The sequence below is a fragment of the Staphylococcus roterodami genome (genome assembly GCA_022493055.1).
Classification (GTDB): Bacteria; Bacillota; Bacilli; order Staphylococcales; family Staphylococcaceae; genus Staphylococcus; species Staphylococcus singaporensis.
Genome location: CP092781.1, coordinates 2,818,637 through 2,837,584 on the forward strand (window position 1 = coordinate 2,818,637; position 18,948 = coordinate 2,837,584).

Below are 18,948 nucleotides of genomic sequence, written 5' to 3' on the forward strand. Positions count from 1 at the left end.
TAAAGCTGAATCATAAGACCGTAATTCAATTGAATTACTTAAATACTTAACAATTGAGACATCTACATTTAATTCTTTACAAAGCATCTTAAATGTAGAACTTTCAAAATCAACATACCGATTTATGATTCTAATTAAAGAAAAATAATATATCGCAAAAACAAACAAAATAGTAAAAATAATTATAATTAACAATTTTAAAAATATTAGCATAAAATCATTCCTTATATCGCAAATTTTTCTTCTGCTTTTGAACTTGCTGAATCTTCTTGTGTTCTAAATGCTTCCGTCATTTCTTCAAAAGGACAATGTACGACCATTTTGCCCACACGTCCGTAGAAATCACTGAAAATGCATTGACCTTTCTTCAAGTCTTTCAACATTTCCATATTCTCAGGACTTTCTTTTGAATATTCTAAACCAAGCGATTTTAAAATATCCTCTCGTTCATCTTTTTCATCAAATGCGAAATGACAACCAAAGTTACCGCCGTCTTCATCGGCTTTATCTTTAACAGATTGGGTAATAAAAACTAGCGAATTATTTTCAGATCGACCCATACGTTTAATACCTTTAGCTACTTTTTTACCTTGTCGTGAGGCACTAAATGCCCAACCTTCATCAATAAAGAGTGTTGTTTGTATCTGTCTACGTGAACCAAATTTCTGTAAAAATTTACCGATTAAAAGCATTAAAGTAATCCCATTTTTCTCACCAGTTGAATAACCCGATGGGTCATCACCAGCCTTCGGCATATCTAAACCTTGAACTTGTAATATCGTTGCTTTTTCTTGAATATTCAAAGCCGGATTACTACCATCACTAAACACAAGTTTTAATATATTATTTTGTGTTTTTTCAAAAAGTAAATCACCAGCTTGACTTACATGTTCATCTTCATCATTTTGAAGCTTTTTAATTACATCTAATGACCCAACTTGTTGACCTTTTTCACGTTCCTCAACTGTTTCAGTAATAGCCCTATAAATTGCTGTTTCAACACGATGTTCATTTTCAAAGGATTTAATTTCATCAAATACTGATTTCAACATTTCATTAGCTTCAATACCATCAAGAAAAACAATCGGGTCTAAACAACCATAATTACTAGGCTTTTTATAATCCAATGTCACATACTTAAATGTTTTTAAATGATTAACAAATAGGGGATATTTACGTTGCATGTCTTCACTTTCTGTAATTTTATTAAACCAATCTGCAAATTCACTTTTCGGGTCCCAATAAATCATTTGACCTTTAAAGAATGATGTATATATCCAAAGTAACTTAGCTAAAAATGATTTACCTTTACCTGTTTGACCTGTGATTAATACGTGTGGGCTATCACTGACTGCTCCTGATATACCTTTGGCTGCTAATAATAAACTAAATAAAATAATATCTCTTGAACTTGCAACAGCTTCCTCACGTGAAACAGAACGTATAAACTTATCAATACGTCCGATATAAAAACCAGTTTTTGTACCTAAACTTTGCGACACGCCAAATAAATTTTCTGCAATCCCAGTTGCTGTCGTGCGTTGCACCCAATATTTATTAATAAACAATGGATTTCCATGTAAAATTTGATAATAAAGTTGTAATTGGTCAGCTAATGGATTAACCGCATAAATATTTGTTTCTTTCAAACGTTTAATTAAACGTTTCGCTTTACGCTTACAATCTTTTAAATCATCACTCTTAATCACAAATGAACAAGACCATTCCATAAATACACCTGAACCTGTCACTTCTTTTTCCATTTGTTCTAATACAAATAAATTATCTTGTATATCTTCAGATGCATTATCACCAGCTGATTGTTTTTCTCTTGCTTGTGCTTTATGATTAATTTTTGCACGATCAAATTTCTTTTTCACTTTATCATTTTCAATGATTTTTGCTTTCACGTGACATTCCACAGGAAAGGGCATATTTTGTGCTTTTTCATATATATGCGTAAATTCCATATCAAGTGGAAAATCATCAACAACAATTGTTGTTGTATAAAATGTTTCATTTTCATTTGTCACTTTCAATACACGCATATTTGTAGGGTCAATGACCACATTACATACATCAGTAACGGCACGTCTTGATGACTCTTCTTGTACATCATGCGTCGCATTTGAAATAAATGGCTTACGCACGATATAAGCAAGTTCATTTTCAGTTAAACGTTCACCCTCAATACTCAAAAAACTGTCCGCAAGTTCTCGTTCAAACACTTCATAACGGCTTAAAATTTTTTCATCTAATGAAACATTAAAACCAAAATTCGAAATCATTCGTTCCGCTGTATCTGATAATGTACTCTTAAGGATTTCTTTAATCGAAATCGCATCATCACTTAATTCTCGAAGTTTCACACCCATGACAAACGAGTTACGTGTAATCATTTGTAATTCTTGTTCTAACACATCAATCGTTTCTTGGGCATAATAATTAGCCACATCAAACGCTGAATCATCAAAGTCTTGACTAATTTCTTTAAATTTATTACGTAAATCTAAATCATGCTCATACATTTCAAAATGAAAATCCTGATAACCTTTAATCGATTCAAGAAAATATTTCATACGTTTTTTTGAAGCTTCTTTTTTATCGTAATTCGCTGTTGAAATAGATTCAGAACGAATACGATAATACGCCCAAACTTCACCGCTTTTCGTTAATAACAAATTATTCTTAATCCCTGCATAGGGGGCTTTTAATTCCATGTCATCCCTCCATTAAAAATAGCCCCGTTAGGGACTATTTCAATTTTATTATTTTCTTGTCATGATATTTCACTTCTTCATCATATGCATAATGTACATTGCGCATTTGAATGTTAAACACATACATCATAAAATCCCAAAGAAAGAATATCAGTTTCTTACCATCTTGTTTTAATTTTACTAATTGCTTCGTCATATAATAGGGGAGTACTGTAAAATAAATAATCGTCAAACCTGGTATTAAACCTGTTAATGTATTAAATCCAGCCTTAAGATATAATAATATTAAAATCAATTCAATCACAAACAACGTACCGACCCAGTCTAAACGAATACCTTTTGACCACCGGTAACTTCCTGTAAATTCATACATCACAATCGGCTGTTCAAATGTTCGTTTCAAATTGTAAGCTTTTTTATCCATATCGATCAGCTCCCAAAAATCAACTTCCAAAGCCCTGATACTGAATTAAACACTGTTTCAGGACCTTTGGAAATCAAGAACATCAAACCACCAATCACAAACAATGCAAGCATATGCCCATATTTACCCGTTGCCCACTTAACACAACCAATCACCAATACAATAATACCAATTGCGGTACCAACTTCTTTATTAACCCATTGACCAAGTGGATTAATAGAAGGTGCATCACCTAGTACCAGCATTAAATTAAATAAATGTTCCATCACTTTAACCTCCAATTGTTGTTGTTAATTTTTTAACATAATACTTACCATCTTTTTTTGTAATATCTAAGGTGTAATGTTCTAAGTTTTCAAGTGGTGACCCTTTATCTTTCATTAAAACCTCTGCTTTAACAACATAATCGTCACCCTTAGGATAAATACGTAAATCACTGATTTTAGACACTTCACGTGTATCTTCTAACCCTTCGGGGTTATCCATTAAATAAGCCATATCATCCGATTTACTTTTACAATATTTATCAAAAAACTCTTCAACAAATGCTTTTAGTTTCGGATTATCTTCACGCTTTTCATTCTCCAAACTATCTTTAACAAGTGTTGCTTTTTTCAGTTGATTACTTGGAATCGTAGAAAAATGAGGATATTCAATCACCACGTACTTATTATTTTCACTTTTAATCGGAATGTTTAATAATGCTTTCTTAGTTTCTGTTCGTTCTTTTTCTTCTGTCTTTGTTTCATATTCATCCTTTTTATCTTTGTCCTTTTTATCCTTTTCCTTTTTAACTTTAACCTCCTTTTTCTCTGTAATTTTTAAATCGTAACTTACAATATACTGAATGATTGTTTGTTTATCTTTACGTTTAATATTAAAAAATTCTTTTTCATTCAGCTTACGCTCAACATTTTCAGTATTTTCTGTAGGTGTCTTATAATCAGAGGGATAAAAATCCGCTAACGCTTTTTGTCGCTCTTCTTTTGCCTTACCATCTTTAGGAATAGTCATATATGCATCAATATACTTATCAGCATATAACTTTAAATTAGGATTATACTGAACTGTTTCAGCGTTATCTTCATATTTCTTTTGAATTTCTTGCGTTTTATTAACTGCTTCTTTACTTTCGTTGTTCGCTTTAGAAGCTCTAATGAAAGAGGCAATCAACAAAATGGTTAACAACACTAAAATCATATAAAAAACAATCACAATCTTTTTTCTGTGATTGCGATACTTCGGTAATGATTTACGTTCTTCTTCTGGAACATCAAAACGCTTGCCTTTTTTTGAAAATCTTGATAATATCAACTTGTTGATGATATTCAAAAAAGCTTTACGTATATTACTTAGAAAAGCTTTGATAGGAATCATCTCCTTTCTTTTTACGCTTTAGATTTTCTAAATAATGATTAATTCTATCGGTGTGTTCATCATTAAATGATGAATGCGCCAATATTTTATTTAGAAAATCTGTATCTTCAAGTAAACCTTCAGATTGTGCCATTGCTTCAGCTGTTAAAACAGTATCTAACGTTGTAGCTACTTGTTTACATAACCAATCAATATTATCCTCAATGGACTTTAAACTCGGTTTCATACTTAAGCTAATTTTATCCGCACCTTTAATAAAACGTGACCATTCTTGATATACTGGCCACCTTGATTTTCGACTATCTGATACATCTTTCGGCTCAGTTACAAAACGCATACTATTATTTAAAACACCTTTAACAATATCTGATATGCTTGATGTTTCTGTTAAAATATTTACGCAATTTTCCGCATTACTTCGTCGCATTTGTATTTCATAACGATTCCATAATCCAAAATCTTCAACAGGTGTTTTTAATTTATACGCCATTTCATAATTCTTTTCATAAAAGCGACAATACATATCACTTTTTTTAGAGCCGATATAAAAAGTTGAACCTTTAGACTGTCCGTTGGACAATTTAAAACCAGCAATTGAACTCGCTGTTCTAAATTTTGAAATACATTCACCATGCTCAGCCTTTTTAATTAATCGTGGTATTTTTAAATATGTTTTTGTATCATCAATCGCAATATCAATTCTTGTAAAACGCGCCTTTTTAGCCGCACAGCGCTTAAAAAAGTCTTGCCACGTTTCATTGCGGTTGATTAAATAATGTTCAAATTCCCGACAACCAGAACCAGTTAACTGTAAATGAAAGCCCATACCTTCATCTTTATCCGAATAAAAAATTTGAATATTTCCAAACGTATAACCACGATTGTAAAAGTACAAGCCACTATTACGATGTTTAAACACTGCCCGAGGCAATTTCAAAACATCCTCCATAATGGTGAAAATCGAGGGCACCTGAAAAGTCACTTGGACCCAGTCAACAACTGCCTCCAAGCCACATTTTTCTGGCTTCGCTACCCCCCTATTAGTAAGGGGGTAGAAGCTTGATTTTCCATGAAAAAACCTCCTATCAAATCGCAAGCGATTTGATAACTTAAGGCTGTCGCTTCCCTTTCTTAACGCGCCTTTGTCGCAGGCTCCGCCCAAATGCTTAACGCCGTCCCGGCTTGCATTTCTGCGCCTGCAGGCGCTAAAAGTCCAGCTCGCCTTAAGTTAAACAATACAAATGATATATTTAACTATCTACATCACCAATATAGATACAATCCTTCAAATCAATTTGTAGTAATCGCCCGTGTCCTGCTTCTTTCAAACTAAAACACAATAAGCAGACGTCAGTGTATATCCTCGGTCTGCCTGATGGTAAACGACTTTTAACATAGTCACCATTAAATTTTTCTTGTATTTCCTTTGCGATAAGCATTAATGATAATGCTTCACCTGTATTAATTCTAGATGCAATATATGACAACATGCCTTCAGATAATTTTAAAGTACGTGCATAAGGCGCTAAGTTGTCAGCTGTATAAAATTCCATACACTAACCTTGTTGTGCACCTTTTTTATGTTGAATTGTCGCAATTTGTCTAATATCTTCTGCCTTAATACTCGGTTGAATTGAATGGAAATCACCTGAAGATTGTACATATTGTTTTGCTTCTACACCTACAAGTTCACAAACTGACATAATATCAAGTTTTACTTCTTTAGGTACTTTTACTGTTACTTGTTCACCTTGTCCAGTTGACGCTAATTTGTATGCATATAATTTTTGATCGGTTTTTTCTCCATCTTCATATTTGTATTTCTCATCAACACCCATGAAATATAAATCTCCAAACGTTTCTTTTAAATCAAATTTCGGACTCCATGCCATAATAAATTCCTCATTTCTTTTTATAATTTTTATTTATACGCTTTATGCTTTTGTTTCTAAACTATAAATATCATCAGCTGAAAAGCTTGTATATAAATTACAATAACCTGTATTCATATCTTGATATACTCTAGGTTTGATTGTTAAATTATCAAAATCAACACGTTCTAAAGAATCAAAGTATTTTTCATTTGACAGTCTAACTTTAACTTGTTCACCAATATCAACACATATAATCGTATACAGATAATAAGCTTCATCAAACCGCGATATTTTTTCAACATGGGACAAATAACGAAACTCTTTCCCCATAGTTGCTTCAATATCAATGACTGGTTCTATCATAAAAGTCACCTCGGCAGACTCATACAAATCAGAGTTTTTTAGGGTCGCACGAATAGGAATAACTCCCGCAAATCCGTACCACTGCATTTTTGATAATGGAGTGTCTATGCTTCTCCTGACCTATTCAATTTTTTTGAAACCTATCGGTTCATCACCTCAAAGAATTCTAGGTCTAATTTATCAATATGATACATCTTGCATATAAATGCGTTAGACACACCATACTTTTTTAAATATACATAATCCTTATAAGTAAATTGATAGTCATTATTTTTCGCTTTATTGCACACGTTCAATATACAAAAATATGCAATTTTATACATCTTGCAAATCTTTCTTTTTGAAAAACCATGATATCTCAAAATAACAAAACTTCGATAATCCAGTTTATTCAAGTTACAAAAAGACAGTGCAAAATTCGTCATAACCATCAAACTCCTTTTTAAGAATTATTCGTTATAACCATTTTACACTGCCATTTAAAATCGGCACAATGTCATTATCGTCCGAATACGTAGTGTGACCTTTTTTGTCTGTAGTTTCAGAAACAACATGTTTATTTTTATCGAGTACTAAACGGTCAGCATAGCCATGATGTCTCATATAACTATAATAATTCATATCATCAATTGAGATAATTAAAGGTTTTTTACCTTTAGGCAACTTTAATTTTTTAGCTTTTACCGGATGAGATGACAAATCGTAAGCGTCATGTGGATTAACGATGATGTAATTATTTTTATATAATTCATTTAACGATTTTTTAAATTCACTCACAGTTACCATCCAATCATTATTCCCTTTTGCTTGGTGTGGGTCTCCTGTATATGCTACTTTTGGATCAGTAACTAAAGGATGGTAGAACACATGATAAACTTGACCATGATAAGTTTCCCAATTATCATTCACTTTCGATTTATGCTTGGCATATTCATTTGGGTCAATAGATTTATTTTTAACTTGCTCATTGTGCTTAGAACAGCTATATAACACTCCAACAGATAATAACAGAAAAAATAACAATAAATATTTTTTGTGCATTAAAATATCTCCCTATCTTTTATTAAACACAATTATAACATTTTTATTAAGTAGCTCATTATTTTTTCATAAAATACTTATATTTTAGTCTCGTTTTCATAGAATTTTATATTAGGTATCACGAATTACGATGTCTATTTGTAAAATACGATATCTCCAGAATTTATTATATTTAATTTCCACCTTTTTATTATGTGTTTAAATCAGCATACTAGGGTATAACGCTAATGTAGCGCCTTATAAATGTTACTTTTTGACAATATGTAATAAAAAATTCGAATTCGAAATAAAAAGCTTGCATCTTTTATTTATCGGTGGTATCGTATGTATATCGAATATAAAAATTATATCTAAAAGATAAAAATATGGAGGTTTTATATTATGACTAACTTTACTTTTGATGGCGCACACAGTAGTTTAGAATTCCAAATTAAACATTTAATGGTTTCTAAAGTGAAAGGTTCATTCGATCAATTTGATGTAGCAGTTGAAGGCGATATTAATGATTTCAATACTTTAAAAGCTACTGCAACAATTATTCCAAGTTCAATTAACACTAAAAACGAAGCACGTGATAACCACTTAAAATCTGGTGATTTCTTTGGTACTGACGAATTTGATAAAATCACATTTGTGACAAAATCAGTATCTGAAAGCAAAGTTGTTGGTGATTTAACAATTAAAGGCATCACTAACGAAGAAACATTCGATGTTGAATTCAACGGAGTAAGTAAAAATCCAATGGATGGTTCTCAAGTAACAGGTGTTATTGTTACTGGTACAATCAATAGAGAAAACTACGGCATTAACTTTAACCAAGCACTTGAAACTGGTGGCGTAATGCTAGGCAAAGATGTTAAATTCGAAGCATCTGCTGAATTCTCAATCTCAGAATAACCTCACATCACAATCCTCATTGATTTAATATATATACGAAATGCCAACTATATCATCCCTAGATGTAGTTGGCATTTTTTAACTTCTAATTAAAAATCATATTTAACTTAATTAATAATAACACCATAAAGTAACAATGATATTGATGAAATTAAAAGTAATACACTAGATAAAATATCTAGCCTTTTATCTTTTTTATCCCTAATCATATTTGTCAAAAGTGCTCCAATTGCAACTAAAACTAATATTGTACAAAAAATATAAATACCCAAAATAAACAACTCCTTATTAAATTTTCATTGGCTTCATCAGGAATAATCAAGAAAATTTTTCTTTATACTTTCTTATATTTAATATTGCCTATTTAATTTGTACAAAACTTCCATTTACAAATTGAAGCAAATTATATTTAACTTTTAATTAAAAATCTCTAATTTTTAAACTTATATTAAGACACCTTCCACTAAGGTAGGTCTTATTGAAACTGATAACTTTGGTGCCCTTTTGCAAAACCATTAACTGTATAAAGCATAGATCCACCACCCATTTCAATATCATTTGTACAAATAATGAGTTGATTTGTTCCAGGTATAAATTGTGGATGTGTAGAACGTAACATATGACCTTCTTCACGACCTGGTATCAATATTTGTCCTATTGGATAACCTCTTTTATTAAATACTAATACTCGGCCTTGACCATACATAGCCACATATAAATTATCACCACTATCAATACAACAAGAGTCTGGACCTTCATGCCCCGTAAAATAGTACGGTATTGTTGCCCCAAATGGTTGTATCGTCACACCATCATCTTCAAGTGCAATACGATGTAATCGATTTGCGGTCGTTTCAGTTACCCATAGTACTTTTTCATCAGTACTTAAAGCAATACCATTAGCTACACTGATATTTTGAATAATAGGCGTTACTGTTTTAAAGTCCGGCGTAACATAATAAACGCCTCCTAGCGGGTTGGTAGAGTATCCTCTAAAATCTGTAAAATAAAACCCACCTTTAGAATCAAATACCATGTCATCAATACAATATTCTGTTGAAATATCTTCAATGATATCTTGTGTATTGTCACCATTTTCTACCGCTGCAAAAATACCACCTGTAGATTTAAAATCTCCTAAATAACAAATAAATAATCGACCGTCTTTATGTATTTTAATTGCTGCCGGATTGGCTTTATGGCTTACAAAAGGTCGCTTAATTTCTTTAGTTTCTGGATTTACTTTAAAAATATTTCCTTCAAACACATCTAATAAGTATAGTTGGCCATGTCGATCAAAATTTAATCCTTCTAATTGCAATCCTTTCTCTGAAATTTCTAGCCATGGTTCAGCAGTAATAGTTTGCAATTCACTCTCAGATATAATCGGAACGGCACTGCTAGACTTTCCTCTATAAACTAATGTTGGTAAATCTTGTTTCTTCATCATCGTCATTCCTTTCATTTATTAGTTTTGCCTTGTCATTTTAATATTAAACAAGGTGATATTTAAATCAAATGATAACGTTTTCAAATATCTATTTTATCGGTCTAGTGGACGATTTCAAGCTAGAAATATTGATTGCTTCTATATCTCTGTTAAAATGATTACCGTAGATAATTATGCGTATAACGCTTTATTTTAAAATTTAACATGCACTTATCATGTTTTTAGAAGGAGAATAACCCATGAACTATCAAGTTCTTTTATATTATAAATATACGACAATTGATAACCCTGAACAGTTTGCTCAGGATCACTTAGCGTTTTGTAAAGCACACAATTTAAAAGGTAGAATTCTTGTTTCAACTGAAGGTATTAATGGTACATTGTCAGGTACAACAGAAGAAACAGAGCAATATATGGCACATATGCATGCTGATGAACGGTTCAAAGACATGGTATTTAAAATTGATAAAGCTGATGGACATGCCTTTAAGAAAATGCACGTTCGACCTCGAAAAGAAATCGTTGCTTTAGATTTAGAAGATGACGTCGATCCTAGACACACAACTGGTCAGTATTTATCACCTGTAGAGTTTAGAAAAGCTCTTGAAGATGATGACACAGTCATTATTGATGCACGTAATGACTATGAATTTGATTTAGGTCATTTTCGTGGCGCAATTCGCCCAGACATCACACGCTTTAGAGATTTACCTGACTGGATTAAAGAGAATAAAGAGTTATTTGCAGATAAAAAAGTTGTCACATATTGTACTGGCGGTATTCGTTGTGAAAAATTTTCTGGCTGGTTATTAAAAGAAGGTTTCGAAGATGTAGCGCAGCTTCACGGCGGTATAGCTACATATGGTAAAGATCCTGAAACAAAAGGTCAATATTGGGACGGTAAAATGTATGTATTTGATGACCGTATCAGTGTTGATATCAACCAAGTTGAAAAAACAATTATTGGTAAGGATTGGTTTGATGGTAAACCATGTGAACGCTATATTAATTGCGCCAACCCTGAATGTAATAAGCAAATATTAGTTTCAGAAGAAAATGAAGCCAAATATTTAGGAGCATGCTCTTATGAATGTGCTAAACATGAGCGTAATCGTTATGTTCAAGCAAACAATATTAGTGATAACGAGTGGCAACATCGTTTAACAAACTTTGATGATTTACACCAACATGCTTAGTTTTAATTAAATACTTTTCAAAACACGCTTTGAAAATCCGATTTATAAAGGTTTTTCAAGGCTGTTTTTTTAGCACATACATAACCTGATATGTTTTTAATTATGCGCATGTTATACTAAATTAAATTTTAATACTGCGGGGTGTCTTAAAATGCATATTTTAGTAACAGGATTTGCACCTTTTGACAATCAAGATATTAATCCTTCTTGGGAAGCTGTGACTCAACTAGAAGATTATAGACCATACAATCGATAAACTAAAACTACCAACCTCTTTTAAGAAAGTAGATACTATGATAAATAAAGCATTAGCATCTAATCACTATGATGTTGTGTTATCGATAGGACAAGCTGGTGGGAGAAGTGCTATCACACCAGAACGTGTTGCTATAAATATTGATGATGCGCGTATTCCAGATAATGATGATTTTCAACCTATTGATCAAACCATTCATTTAGACGGTGCGTCAGCTTATTTTTCAAATTTACCAGTTAAAGCAATGACAAAAAGTATTATTGATCAAGGACTTCCAGGAGCACTTTCAAATAGTGCAGGTACGTATGTATGTAATCATGTGCTTTATCACTTAGGATATTTACAGGATAAGCACTATCCTCACCTTCGCTTTGGATTTATCCATGTGCCATACATACCAGAGCAGATTGGTGGTAAACCTGATACACCATCAATGACATTAGAAAACATTGTTACAGGGCTGACTGTAGCTATTGAAGCTATTTCTGATAACGATGATTTACTTATAGCTCTAGGCACAACAGAATAGTTATAAGTACACCAATAAAAGCACCCTAATTTGTTAGTTTAAGTCTAACTTTAGGGTGCTTTTGGATGATTGGTATACAGTTTTACTATAATGATGTATTTTAGCTAAACGACATTGTTTAGTCTTCTTTTTTTAACTTCCTATAATTTACAAATGTATAAATAATAAATGCTATATTTAGAATGATGAGTATACTTACTGAAACTAAATTAAAAGTGTCTGGTTCTTTGCTAAAGATAGATGCTATTCTTGCTATCAAACTTGGCAATGAAATTACCAACACGATGAGCGCATAAATTTTCTGTTTTATTAAAATACAAGTTACAATGAGTGCAATTAAAAGTACTAATCCAACGATGAAACTCTGTTTGTCACTTAACTCAAAGAAACTATAGATAGGATATTTTTTAATAATCAAGCCACTTAAAATCATCCATAAAAATACGATAATTCCATAAGTCACATTTATAACATATGTTATTTTTTGGTCACCAAATCGGACTAATGTATTGCGTAGAATCAGCATACCAATGACAACGCCTAAAATAAAGATACTAGCTATATAAAGTAAAAATGCAATTGTCACATCGAATGTACCCAAATTTAAAAATCTAGGAATTATAATGACTGCTAAAATAAAAGCGAAGTACAACGTAATATATTTATATAAACCGTTAGTAAGACTTATCTCAGGTGATAACTGATCAGCCATTGACTTAATCGGTGTATTAATAATTGAACTTGTATCTTCGTTATTTTTTTCAGCCATAGTTAAATGATCTTCGAGCTCTTCCAATAGCTCTTCTACTTCTGCTTCAGTCTTACCTCTAAATAACAATTCAACACGTAATTTTTCCAAAAAATCTTGAGACTGTTTACTTAACATCGTTTTCCCCTCCAAACAAGTTAATCATTCCTTTATTCAAAGCTTGCCATTTTGATTTAAATACTTTTAGTTCCTTTAAACCTGACTCGGTAATCGTATAGTACTTTCGCCTTGGGCCACCATTACTAGATTTTTTTATAGTCGTATCAACGTATCCTTTTTTGTTTAAACGCATTAATACTGGATAAATACTACCTTCACTTATCTCTGGAAACTCTTGATTCTTAAGTTTCGTCATAATTTCATATCCATATGTTTCTCCTTGGGCAATGAGACCTAATATTGCCCCATCTAAGAGACCTTTCATGATCTGATTTGACACTGACATTTTCATCACCTACTATCTTACATTATAAGATAGTATATTAAGAGTTTCTCGTCAACTATCTTGCATTATAAGTTAGTTGTAATTATTTCCCTTCTATGACTAACAACTGTGTTAATTGGGTAATACTTACGGAAGTATGTTTTATTTATGGGGGAGGAATTAAAAATGACTACAAAAACTGTGTTTGATGTCATTGATACGGGTTTAGGATATTTAGTAAATGTGTATGATACTTGGAAAGTTGAAAAGGTACTTGATGATTATCATCAGCCTTTTTCGAATACCATTCATTGGCAATTTGGACATGTATTAACAATTTTCGAATCGGCCCTAGCTGTTGCTGGTAAAGAGCATATTGATTTAAATACTTATAGACCTTTATTTGGAAATGGTTCGTCTCCAGATGAATGGAAAGATTACGTGCCTAGTATCGAAGTGATTTTAGAAGAGCTTCAAACATTGCCTGAGCGTGCACGAAAATTAACTGAAAATGATTTAGCAATTGAATTGCAACAGCCTATTGCCGGTTGTAATACTTTAGGAGAGTTATTAGTATTAAACGCTATTCACATTCCACTTCATGCCGGTAAAATTGAGGAGATGTCTCGTGTATTAAAAAGTTTAAAATAAATATGAGCTAATTAACCGTTAACATGTCGTTAACGGATTTTTTATATGACTAAAAAGGCCACTCTTTAAAAAAATTCAAAACAAAAAGCATCAATTATACTTCTTCTTCACCGCTTCACATTTAACCATTTATATTTATACTTTCATTAATTTAAATTGATATTTAATTATTACTGTACATCTTTTGAAGTTAGCATTATTCTTAAAGTGAAATATGTATAAAACATAGAAAGAAGGACGTTTTAACATGGAAAACTCGGTTAAATATCGTAAGTTTATACTCCCTATTATTGTAGGTCTCCTTATTTGGGCACTTACACCTTTTAAACCGGAAGCTGTGGATCCAACAGCATGGTATATGTTCGCAATATTCGTCGCTACAATCATCGCTTGTATTACACAACCGATGTCAATTGGTGCCGTATCTATAATTGGTTTTACAGTCATGGTACTTGTCGGAATTATTGACATGAAAACGGCTGTCGCTGGTTTTGGTAATAATAGCATTTGGTTAATTGCTATGGCATTTTTCATTTCTAGAGGATTTGTGAAAACAGGTCTTGGTAGACGTATCGCATTACATTTCGTCAAATTATTTGGTAAAAAAACATTAGGTTTAGCCTATTCTATTGTCGGGGTGGACTTAATTTTAGCACCTGCTACACCTAGTAACACAGCACGTGCTGGAGGCATCATGTTTCCGATTATCAAATCTCTTTCTGAATCATTTGGTTCTAAGCCAAAAGACGATTCAGCACGAAAAATGGGCGCATTTTTAATTTTTACAGAATTCCAAGGTAATTTAATTACTGCGGCTATGTTTTTAACTGCAATGGCAGGTAACCCACTTGCACAAAACTTAGCATCTAGCACATCTAATGTTCATATTACATGGATGAATTGGTTCTTAGCTGCTTTAGTTCCTGGACTTGTTTCCTTAATCGTTGTACCTTTTATCATTTATAAAATTTATCCACCAACTGTTAAAGAAACACCTAACGCTAAAAGTTGGGCTGAAAATGAATTGTCGGCTATGGGTAAAATCTCTTTAGCTGAAAAATTTATGATTGGTATTTTCATCGTTGCCTTAACTTTATGGATTATCGGAAGTTTCATCCATGTTGATGCAACTTTAACAGCATTCATTGCACTAGCATTGTTATTATTAACAGGTGTGTTAACTTGGCAAGATATTTTAAATGAAACCGGTGCTTGGAACACATTAGTTTGGTTCTCAGTATTAGTATTAATGGCTGACCAATTAAATAAGCTTGGATTTATCCCTTGGTTAAGTAAATCTATTGCTACAAGTCTTGGTGGCTTGAGCTGGCCTATCGTACTGGTTATTTTAATATTGTTCTACTTCTATTCACATTATTTATTTGCAAGTGCTACAGCACATATCAGTGCAATGTATGCAGCATTACTAGGCGTTGCCATCGCAGCCGGTGCACCACCATTATTCAGTGCATTAATGTTAGGTTTCTTCGGTAACCTATTAGCTTCAACAACACACTATAGTAGTGGTCCAGCGCCGATTCTATTCTCTTCAGGTTACGTGACTCAAAAGCGTTGGTGGACAATGAACTTGATGCTAGGATTTGTCTACTTTATTATCTGGATTGGTTTAGGATCACTTTGGATGAAAGTAATTGGTATATTTTAATATAGTGTATTATGTCGCTCTAATCGTGTCGATTAGGGCGCTTTTTAAATTAATAGCTACAACACACTATTTAAAGAAAATATATACTATATTAAAAGTACGTATCTTCTCTTAAAAAAACTTATTCTCATAAAAAAACACTTTCGTTTGAATTCAATACAAAGATAAATTCAACAAAAGTGTTTTATTTTCACTTAAATTTATAAACGTCTATTCACTTTTTAATGTCATGTTTTAAACATCTGTCACTGTTACTGCACACATACCTCAGTCTAACTCTAAGGTTATCTTTAGACCCTTTAACATATGCATATCATAGACAAATATTATAGTGTTTTTGCTACGGGACTTTTCTTTAATTTAATATATTGAGAAATACTATACAAAACGATACCAATCCATATAAAAATGAATGTAATTAGTTGGTGTATATCGAATGGTTCTTTAAAAACAAAAATCCCCAGTACGAACATAATTGTTGGTCCTACATATTGAATAAATCCAATCAATGAGAGAGGTATGCGTTTAGCACCTGCTGAGAACAAAATAAGTGGAATTGCTGTAATCGCGCCTGAAAATAATAACCAAAATGATGACATGTTAAATCCGAACGACATCTGATGTTGTTGCCATAAATAAATAACATATATTATGCCGGCTGGTGCAGTAACTATACACTCAATGGTGATACTGCTGATGGCATCAATATGTACTACTTTTTTCAATAATCCGTATGTACCAAAAGATAACGCTAATATGATAGATACTATTGGAAATTCGCCAATCTTCAGCGTCATATAGAGTACGCCAATGAATGCAAAGAATATAGCTAACCATTCAAATTTATTAAATCTTTCTTTTAAAAAGATAAGTGCAAGCAAAATGCTGACAAGTGGATTAATATAATATCCTAAACTTGATTGTAAAACATGCCCATTCGTCACTGCCCAAATAAATGTTCCCCAGTTCAATGTAATGACATATCCTGCTACAACGATAGCTAATAATTGAATTGGCTTAGCTAACAGCTGATGTACATCTCTTTGAAAAGCGTGCCGTTGCTTCTTACCTACAGCTAATATAAAAATCATAAATATTACTGAAAATATAATTCGGAATGCTAAAATTTCAAAAGCACCTATCGTATCAATAAATTGCCAGTATATCGGCAATATTCCCCATAGAATGTATGCACTGAGTGCTAAAAATATGCCTTTTTTATATTCTGAATGCACTTTTAAACCTCCTTACTTTTATCATTTCCTAGTCATGTACTGTCGTATCAATAAGCTAATATATCGATTTTACTAATAATATTTCAATAAAGATATTATTTTGTTTATGTTTTTCACATTCATTCACCATCAAACAATAAATATTAATTTTATAAATAAATCAATTTAAATTTGGGTATACCTTGAGAAAGACAATCATAAAACATAAAGGATGGGTACAAATGAATTTACCTAAAATTGGAAATCCTGCAACTCGTGCACTAAATGAGCAAGGTATTCATACATTAGAAACAGTCTCACAACATACAAAGTCATTTTTATCAAGTTTACATGGCGTTGGTCCTAAAGCTATATCAATATTGGAACGAGCTTTAAGTGAGCATAATCTGCATTTTAAACAAGAAGGTAACCACGTATTACCATTTTCATTGACTGGTGATGTGTCATGTGGTCATGCACCTAAGCGTCAACAAATGATTGATTTTATTATAGCTACTGCAACACTAGATATAAAATTATTGCGTTCAATCGTTACAACTCAATTTATTTGGTCTGTCCCCGGTCATTTTGATATCCATGGCCCACAAATTTTAATTCAAGAACTTTCCGAACATCAAAATCGTATCGAATCTATCGATATTCAATCCATTATTACACATGGATATTTAGGCGCCTTACATGGTACTCAAACATTTAAAAATGGTGCACAAACTCATTTTGCTAATTTTTTCGAATTTGAAAATCATAAAAAGGATGCCAAAGTGAGTAAAGTAACATCCTATATTGTCATTGATTAATAATGCAAACCTTAAATGAAAATGTAAAAAAACCTTTTATAATTACATGTATATTTTTATATAATAAATAATTTTGTATAACATTTTTGTCATATTAGTATTTTTCATTAGAGTGATTGTTGTATTTGCAGTATGATTAAATATCATGTTATGAAAGAAGGATATATTTTGACTGTTTTTAAAAATGAGCGCTTAAGCTGGTTACCATACCTAGCTATTGTCATTTTGTTACACGTTATTGGGTTTAGTTTTTTATGGATTGCTGGAAAAGACCATCATATCTTATTTGGTATGGGGATTCTTGCATATACATTAGGTTTACGTCATGCATTTGATGCTGATCATATTGCCGCGATAGATAATACGGTTCGTAAATTATTACAGCAACGCAAAGATCCATCTGGCGTTGGTTTCTACTTTTCAATTGGACATTCATCTGTCGTATTTTTAATGGCTGTATTTTTAGGAGTATCTGTAAAATGGGCTAAAGATGAATTACCACATTTCCAAGATATTGGTGGAACGATTGGTACACTCGTATCTGGATTCTTTTTAGTACTCATAGGTGTATTAAATCTAATCATTTTAATCTCACTGATTAAATTATTTGCAAAGTTACGTCGTGAACATGTTGAAGAAGCTGAGGTTGATGAATTACTTGAATCAAGAGGATTTGTTTCTCGATTTGTCGGTCCGTACTTCAAATTAATTACACGTAGTTGGCATGTATTACCACTTGGTTTCTTATTTGGACTTGGATTTGACACCGCAAGTGAAATTGCATTACTCGCTCTTTCTTCAGGCGCATCACAACAAGCAATTTCATTTATAGGGATATTATCTTTACCAATTTTATTCGCATCTGGTATGAGTTTATTGGATACTTTAGATGGTGTTGTAATGAAATATGCCTATAATTGGGCATTCTTCAATCCTATTCGCAAAATCTATTACAATATAACGATTACTGCGATATCCGTCATGGCTGCATTAGTGATTGGGATGATTGAATTGCTACAAATTCTTGCTGATAAGTTAGATTTACATGGTGCGTTTTGGGCATTCATTGGTTCAATCGAATTTGATTATTTAGGCTATATTTTAGTTGCATTATTTTTAATTACTTGGCTTATTTCAAGTTTGATTTGGAAATTTGGTCGCATTGAAAGCAATTGGGGTAAATAAAATCGACCAACTTGCTATTATAGCTAACTTCGCATTTAGTTAGACAGCCAGCACACTGACTTTTCTATACTACATTCTTAATTGGTGTCCACAT

General features: G+C 32.2%; 19 protein-coding genes and 2 pseudogenes. 7 read left to right on the forward strand and 14 right to left on the reverse strand.

The window, feature by feature from the left end; all coding sequences use genetic code 11:
• Positions 1–224 precede the first annotated feature (224 nt).
• From ML436_13730 to ML436_13775, 10 genes and pseudogenes are all read right to left on the reverse strand, one after another.
• The gene (locus ML436_13730; GenBank protein UMT78154.1) at positions 225–2,720 is read right to left on the reverse strand and encodes an ATP-binding protein; all 2,496 of its coding nucleotides are present in this window, start codon (positions 2,718–2,720) and stop codon (positions 225–227) included.
• Between the two features lie 34 nt (positions 2,721–2,754).
• The gene (locus tag ML436_13735) at positions 2,755–3,144 is read right to left on the reverse strand and encodes a conjugal transfer protein (protein ID UMT78155.1); all 390 of its coding nucleotides are present in this window, start codon (positions 3,142–3,144) and stop codon (positions 2,755–2,757) included.
• A gap of 5 nt (positions 3,145–3,149) precedes the next feature.
• The gene (locus ML436_13740) at positions 3,150–3,410 is read right to left on the reverse strand and encodes a TcpD family membrane protein (protein ID UMT78156.1); all 261 of its coding nucleotides are present in this window, start codon (positions 3,408–3,410) and stop codon (positions 3,150–3,152) included.
• 4 nt (positions 3,411–3,414) lie between these two features.
• The gene (locus ML436_13745) at positions 3,415–4,476 is read right to left on the reverse strand and encodes a conjugal transfer protein (protein ID UMT79530.1); all 1,062 of its coding nucleotides are present in this window, start codon (positions 4,474–4,476) and stop codon (positions 3,415–3,417) included.
• Between the two features lie 16 nt (positions 4,477–4,492).
• Positions 4,493–5,530, reverse strand: coding sequence for a replication initiation factor domain-containing protein (locus tag ML436_13750; protein UMT78157.1), 1,038 nt, complete (start codon positions 5,528–5,530; stop codon positions 4,493–4,495).
• 241 nt (positions 5,531–5,771) lie between these two features.
• Entirely contained in the window at positions 5,772–6,074 is a 303-nt protein-coding gene (locus tag ML436_13755; protein ID UMT78158.1) for a hypothetical protein, read from the reverse strand.
• Positions 6,075–6,077: 3 nt separating this feature from the next.
• Positions 6,078–6,413 (reverse strand): YdcP family protein, encoded by a 336-nt coding sequence (locus ML436_13760; protein ID UMT78159.1) that lies wholly within the window; start codon positions 6,411–6,413, stop codon positions 6,078–6,080.
• A 42-nt stretch (positions 6,414–6,455) separates the two neighbouring features.
• A complete protein-coding gene (locus ML436_13765) occupies positions 6,456–6,758 on the reverse strand; it encodes a transposase (protein ID UMT78160.1) in 303 nt (100 codons plus the stop codon).
• Positions 6,759–6,898: 140 nt separating this feature from the next.
• Positions 6,899–7,183, reverse strand: coding sequence for a hypothetical protein (locus ML436_13770; GenBank protein UMT78161.1), 285 nt, complete (start codon positions 7,181–7,183; stop codon positions 6,899–6,901).
• 52 nt (positions 7,184–7,235) lie between these two features.
• A pseudogene (locus ML436_13775) lies at positions 7,236–7,799 on the reverse strand (polysaccharide deacetylase).
• A gap of 381 nt (positions 7,800–8,180) precedes the next feature.
• Here ML436_13775 and ML436_13780 point away from each other — a divergent pair.
• Complete coding sequence (locus tag ML436_13780; protein UMT78162.1) at positions 8,181–8,696, forward strand: YceI family protein; 516 nt, start codon at positions 8,181–8,183, stop codon at positions 8,694–8,696.
• Positions 8,697–9,171: 475 nt separating this feature from the next.
• Here the strand turns inward: ML436_13780 and ML436_13785 are convergent, their stop codons facing one another.
• Entirely contained in the window at positions 9,172–10,143 is a 972-nt protein-coding gene (locus tag ML436_13785; GenBank protein UMT79531.1) for an SMP-30/gluconolactonase/LRE family protein, read from the reverse strand.
• A gap of 242 nt (positions 10,144–10,385) precedes the next feature.
• On the opposite strand from ML436_13785, the gene ML436_13790 reads away from it, so the two are divergent.
• Together ML436_13790 and pcp are read left to right on the forward strand one after the other, a co-directional pair.
• A complete protein-coding gene (locus ML436_13790; GenBank protein ID UMT78163.1) occupies positions 10,386–11,342 on the forward strand; it encodes a rhodanese-related sulfurtransferase in 957 nt (318 codons plus the stop codon).
• Between the two features lie 151 nt (positions 11,343–11,493).
• Positions 11,494–12,127 (forward strand): annotated as a pseudogene (pcp, locus tag ML436_13795) (pyroglutamyl-peptidase I).
• A 118-nt stretch (positions 12,128–12,245) separates the two neighbouring features.
• Here the strand turns inward: pcp and ML436_13800 are convergent.
• Complete coding sequence (locus ML436_13800) at positions 12,246–13,013, reverse strand: hypothetical protein (protein UMT78164.1); 768 nt, start codon at positions 13,011–13,013, stop codon at positions 12,246–12,248.
• A complete protein-coding gene (locus tag ML436_13805) occupies positions 13,003–13,341 on the reverse strand; it encodes a PadR family transcriptional regulator (GenBank protein ID UMT78165.1) in 339 nt (112 codons plus the stop codon). Before ML436_13805 ends, ML436_13800 begins: the two co-directional genes overlap by 11 nt.
• Positions 13,342–13,506: 165 nt before the next feature.
• Between ML436_13805 and bstA the strand changes: the two genes are divergently transcribed.
• Together bstA and ML436_13815 are read left to right on the forward strand one after the other, a co-directional pair.
• Positions 13,507–13,971: a bacillithiol transferase BstA gene (gene bstA, locus ML436_13810; GenBank protein UMT78166.1), complete on the forward strand. Its 465-nt coding sequence runs from the start codon at positions 13,507–13,509 to the stop codon at positions 13,969–13,971.
• A gap of 247 nt (positions 13,972–14,218) precedes the next feature.
• Positions 14,219–15,637 carry an anion permease gene (locus ML436_13815; protein ID UMT78167.1) on the forward strand — a complete coding sequence of 473 codons (1,419 nt, stop codon included), beginning with the start codon at positions 14,219–14,221 and terminating at the stop codon, positions 15,635–15,637.
• A gap of 326 nt (positions 15,638–15,963) precedes the next feature.
• Here the strand turns inward: ML436_13815 and rarD are convergent, their stop codons facing one another.
• Positions 15,964–16,872 (reverse strand): EamA family transporter RarD, encoded by a 909-nt coding sequence (gene rarD, locus ML436_13820; protein ID UMT78168.1) that lies wholly within the window; start codon positions 16,870–16,872, stop codon positions 15,964–15,966.
• Positions 16,873–17,093: 221 nt separating this feature from the next.
• Between rarD and ML436_13825 the strand changes: the two genes are divergently transcribed.
• Together ML436_13825 and ML436_13830 are read left to right on the forward strand one after the other, a co-directional pair.
• Positions 17,094–17,669: a DNA-binding protein gene (locus ML436_13825; GenBank protein UMT78169.1), complete on the forward strand. Its 576-nt coding sequence runs from the start codon at positions 17,094–17,096 to the stop codon at positions 17,667–17,669.
• A gap of 168 nt (positions 17,670–17,837) precedes the next feature.
• Positions 17,838–18,854 carry a HoxN/HupN/NixA family nickel/cobalt transporter gene (locus ML436_13830; GenBank protein ID UMT78170.1) on the forward strand — a complete coding sequence of 339 codons (1,017 nt, stop codon included), beginning with the start codon at positions 17,838–17,840 and terminating at the stop codon, positions 18,852–18,854.
• The last annotated feature ends 94 nt before the right edge of the window (positions 18,855–18,948 follow it).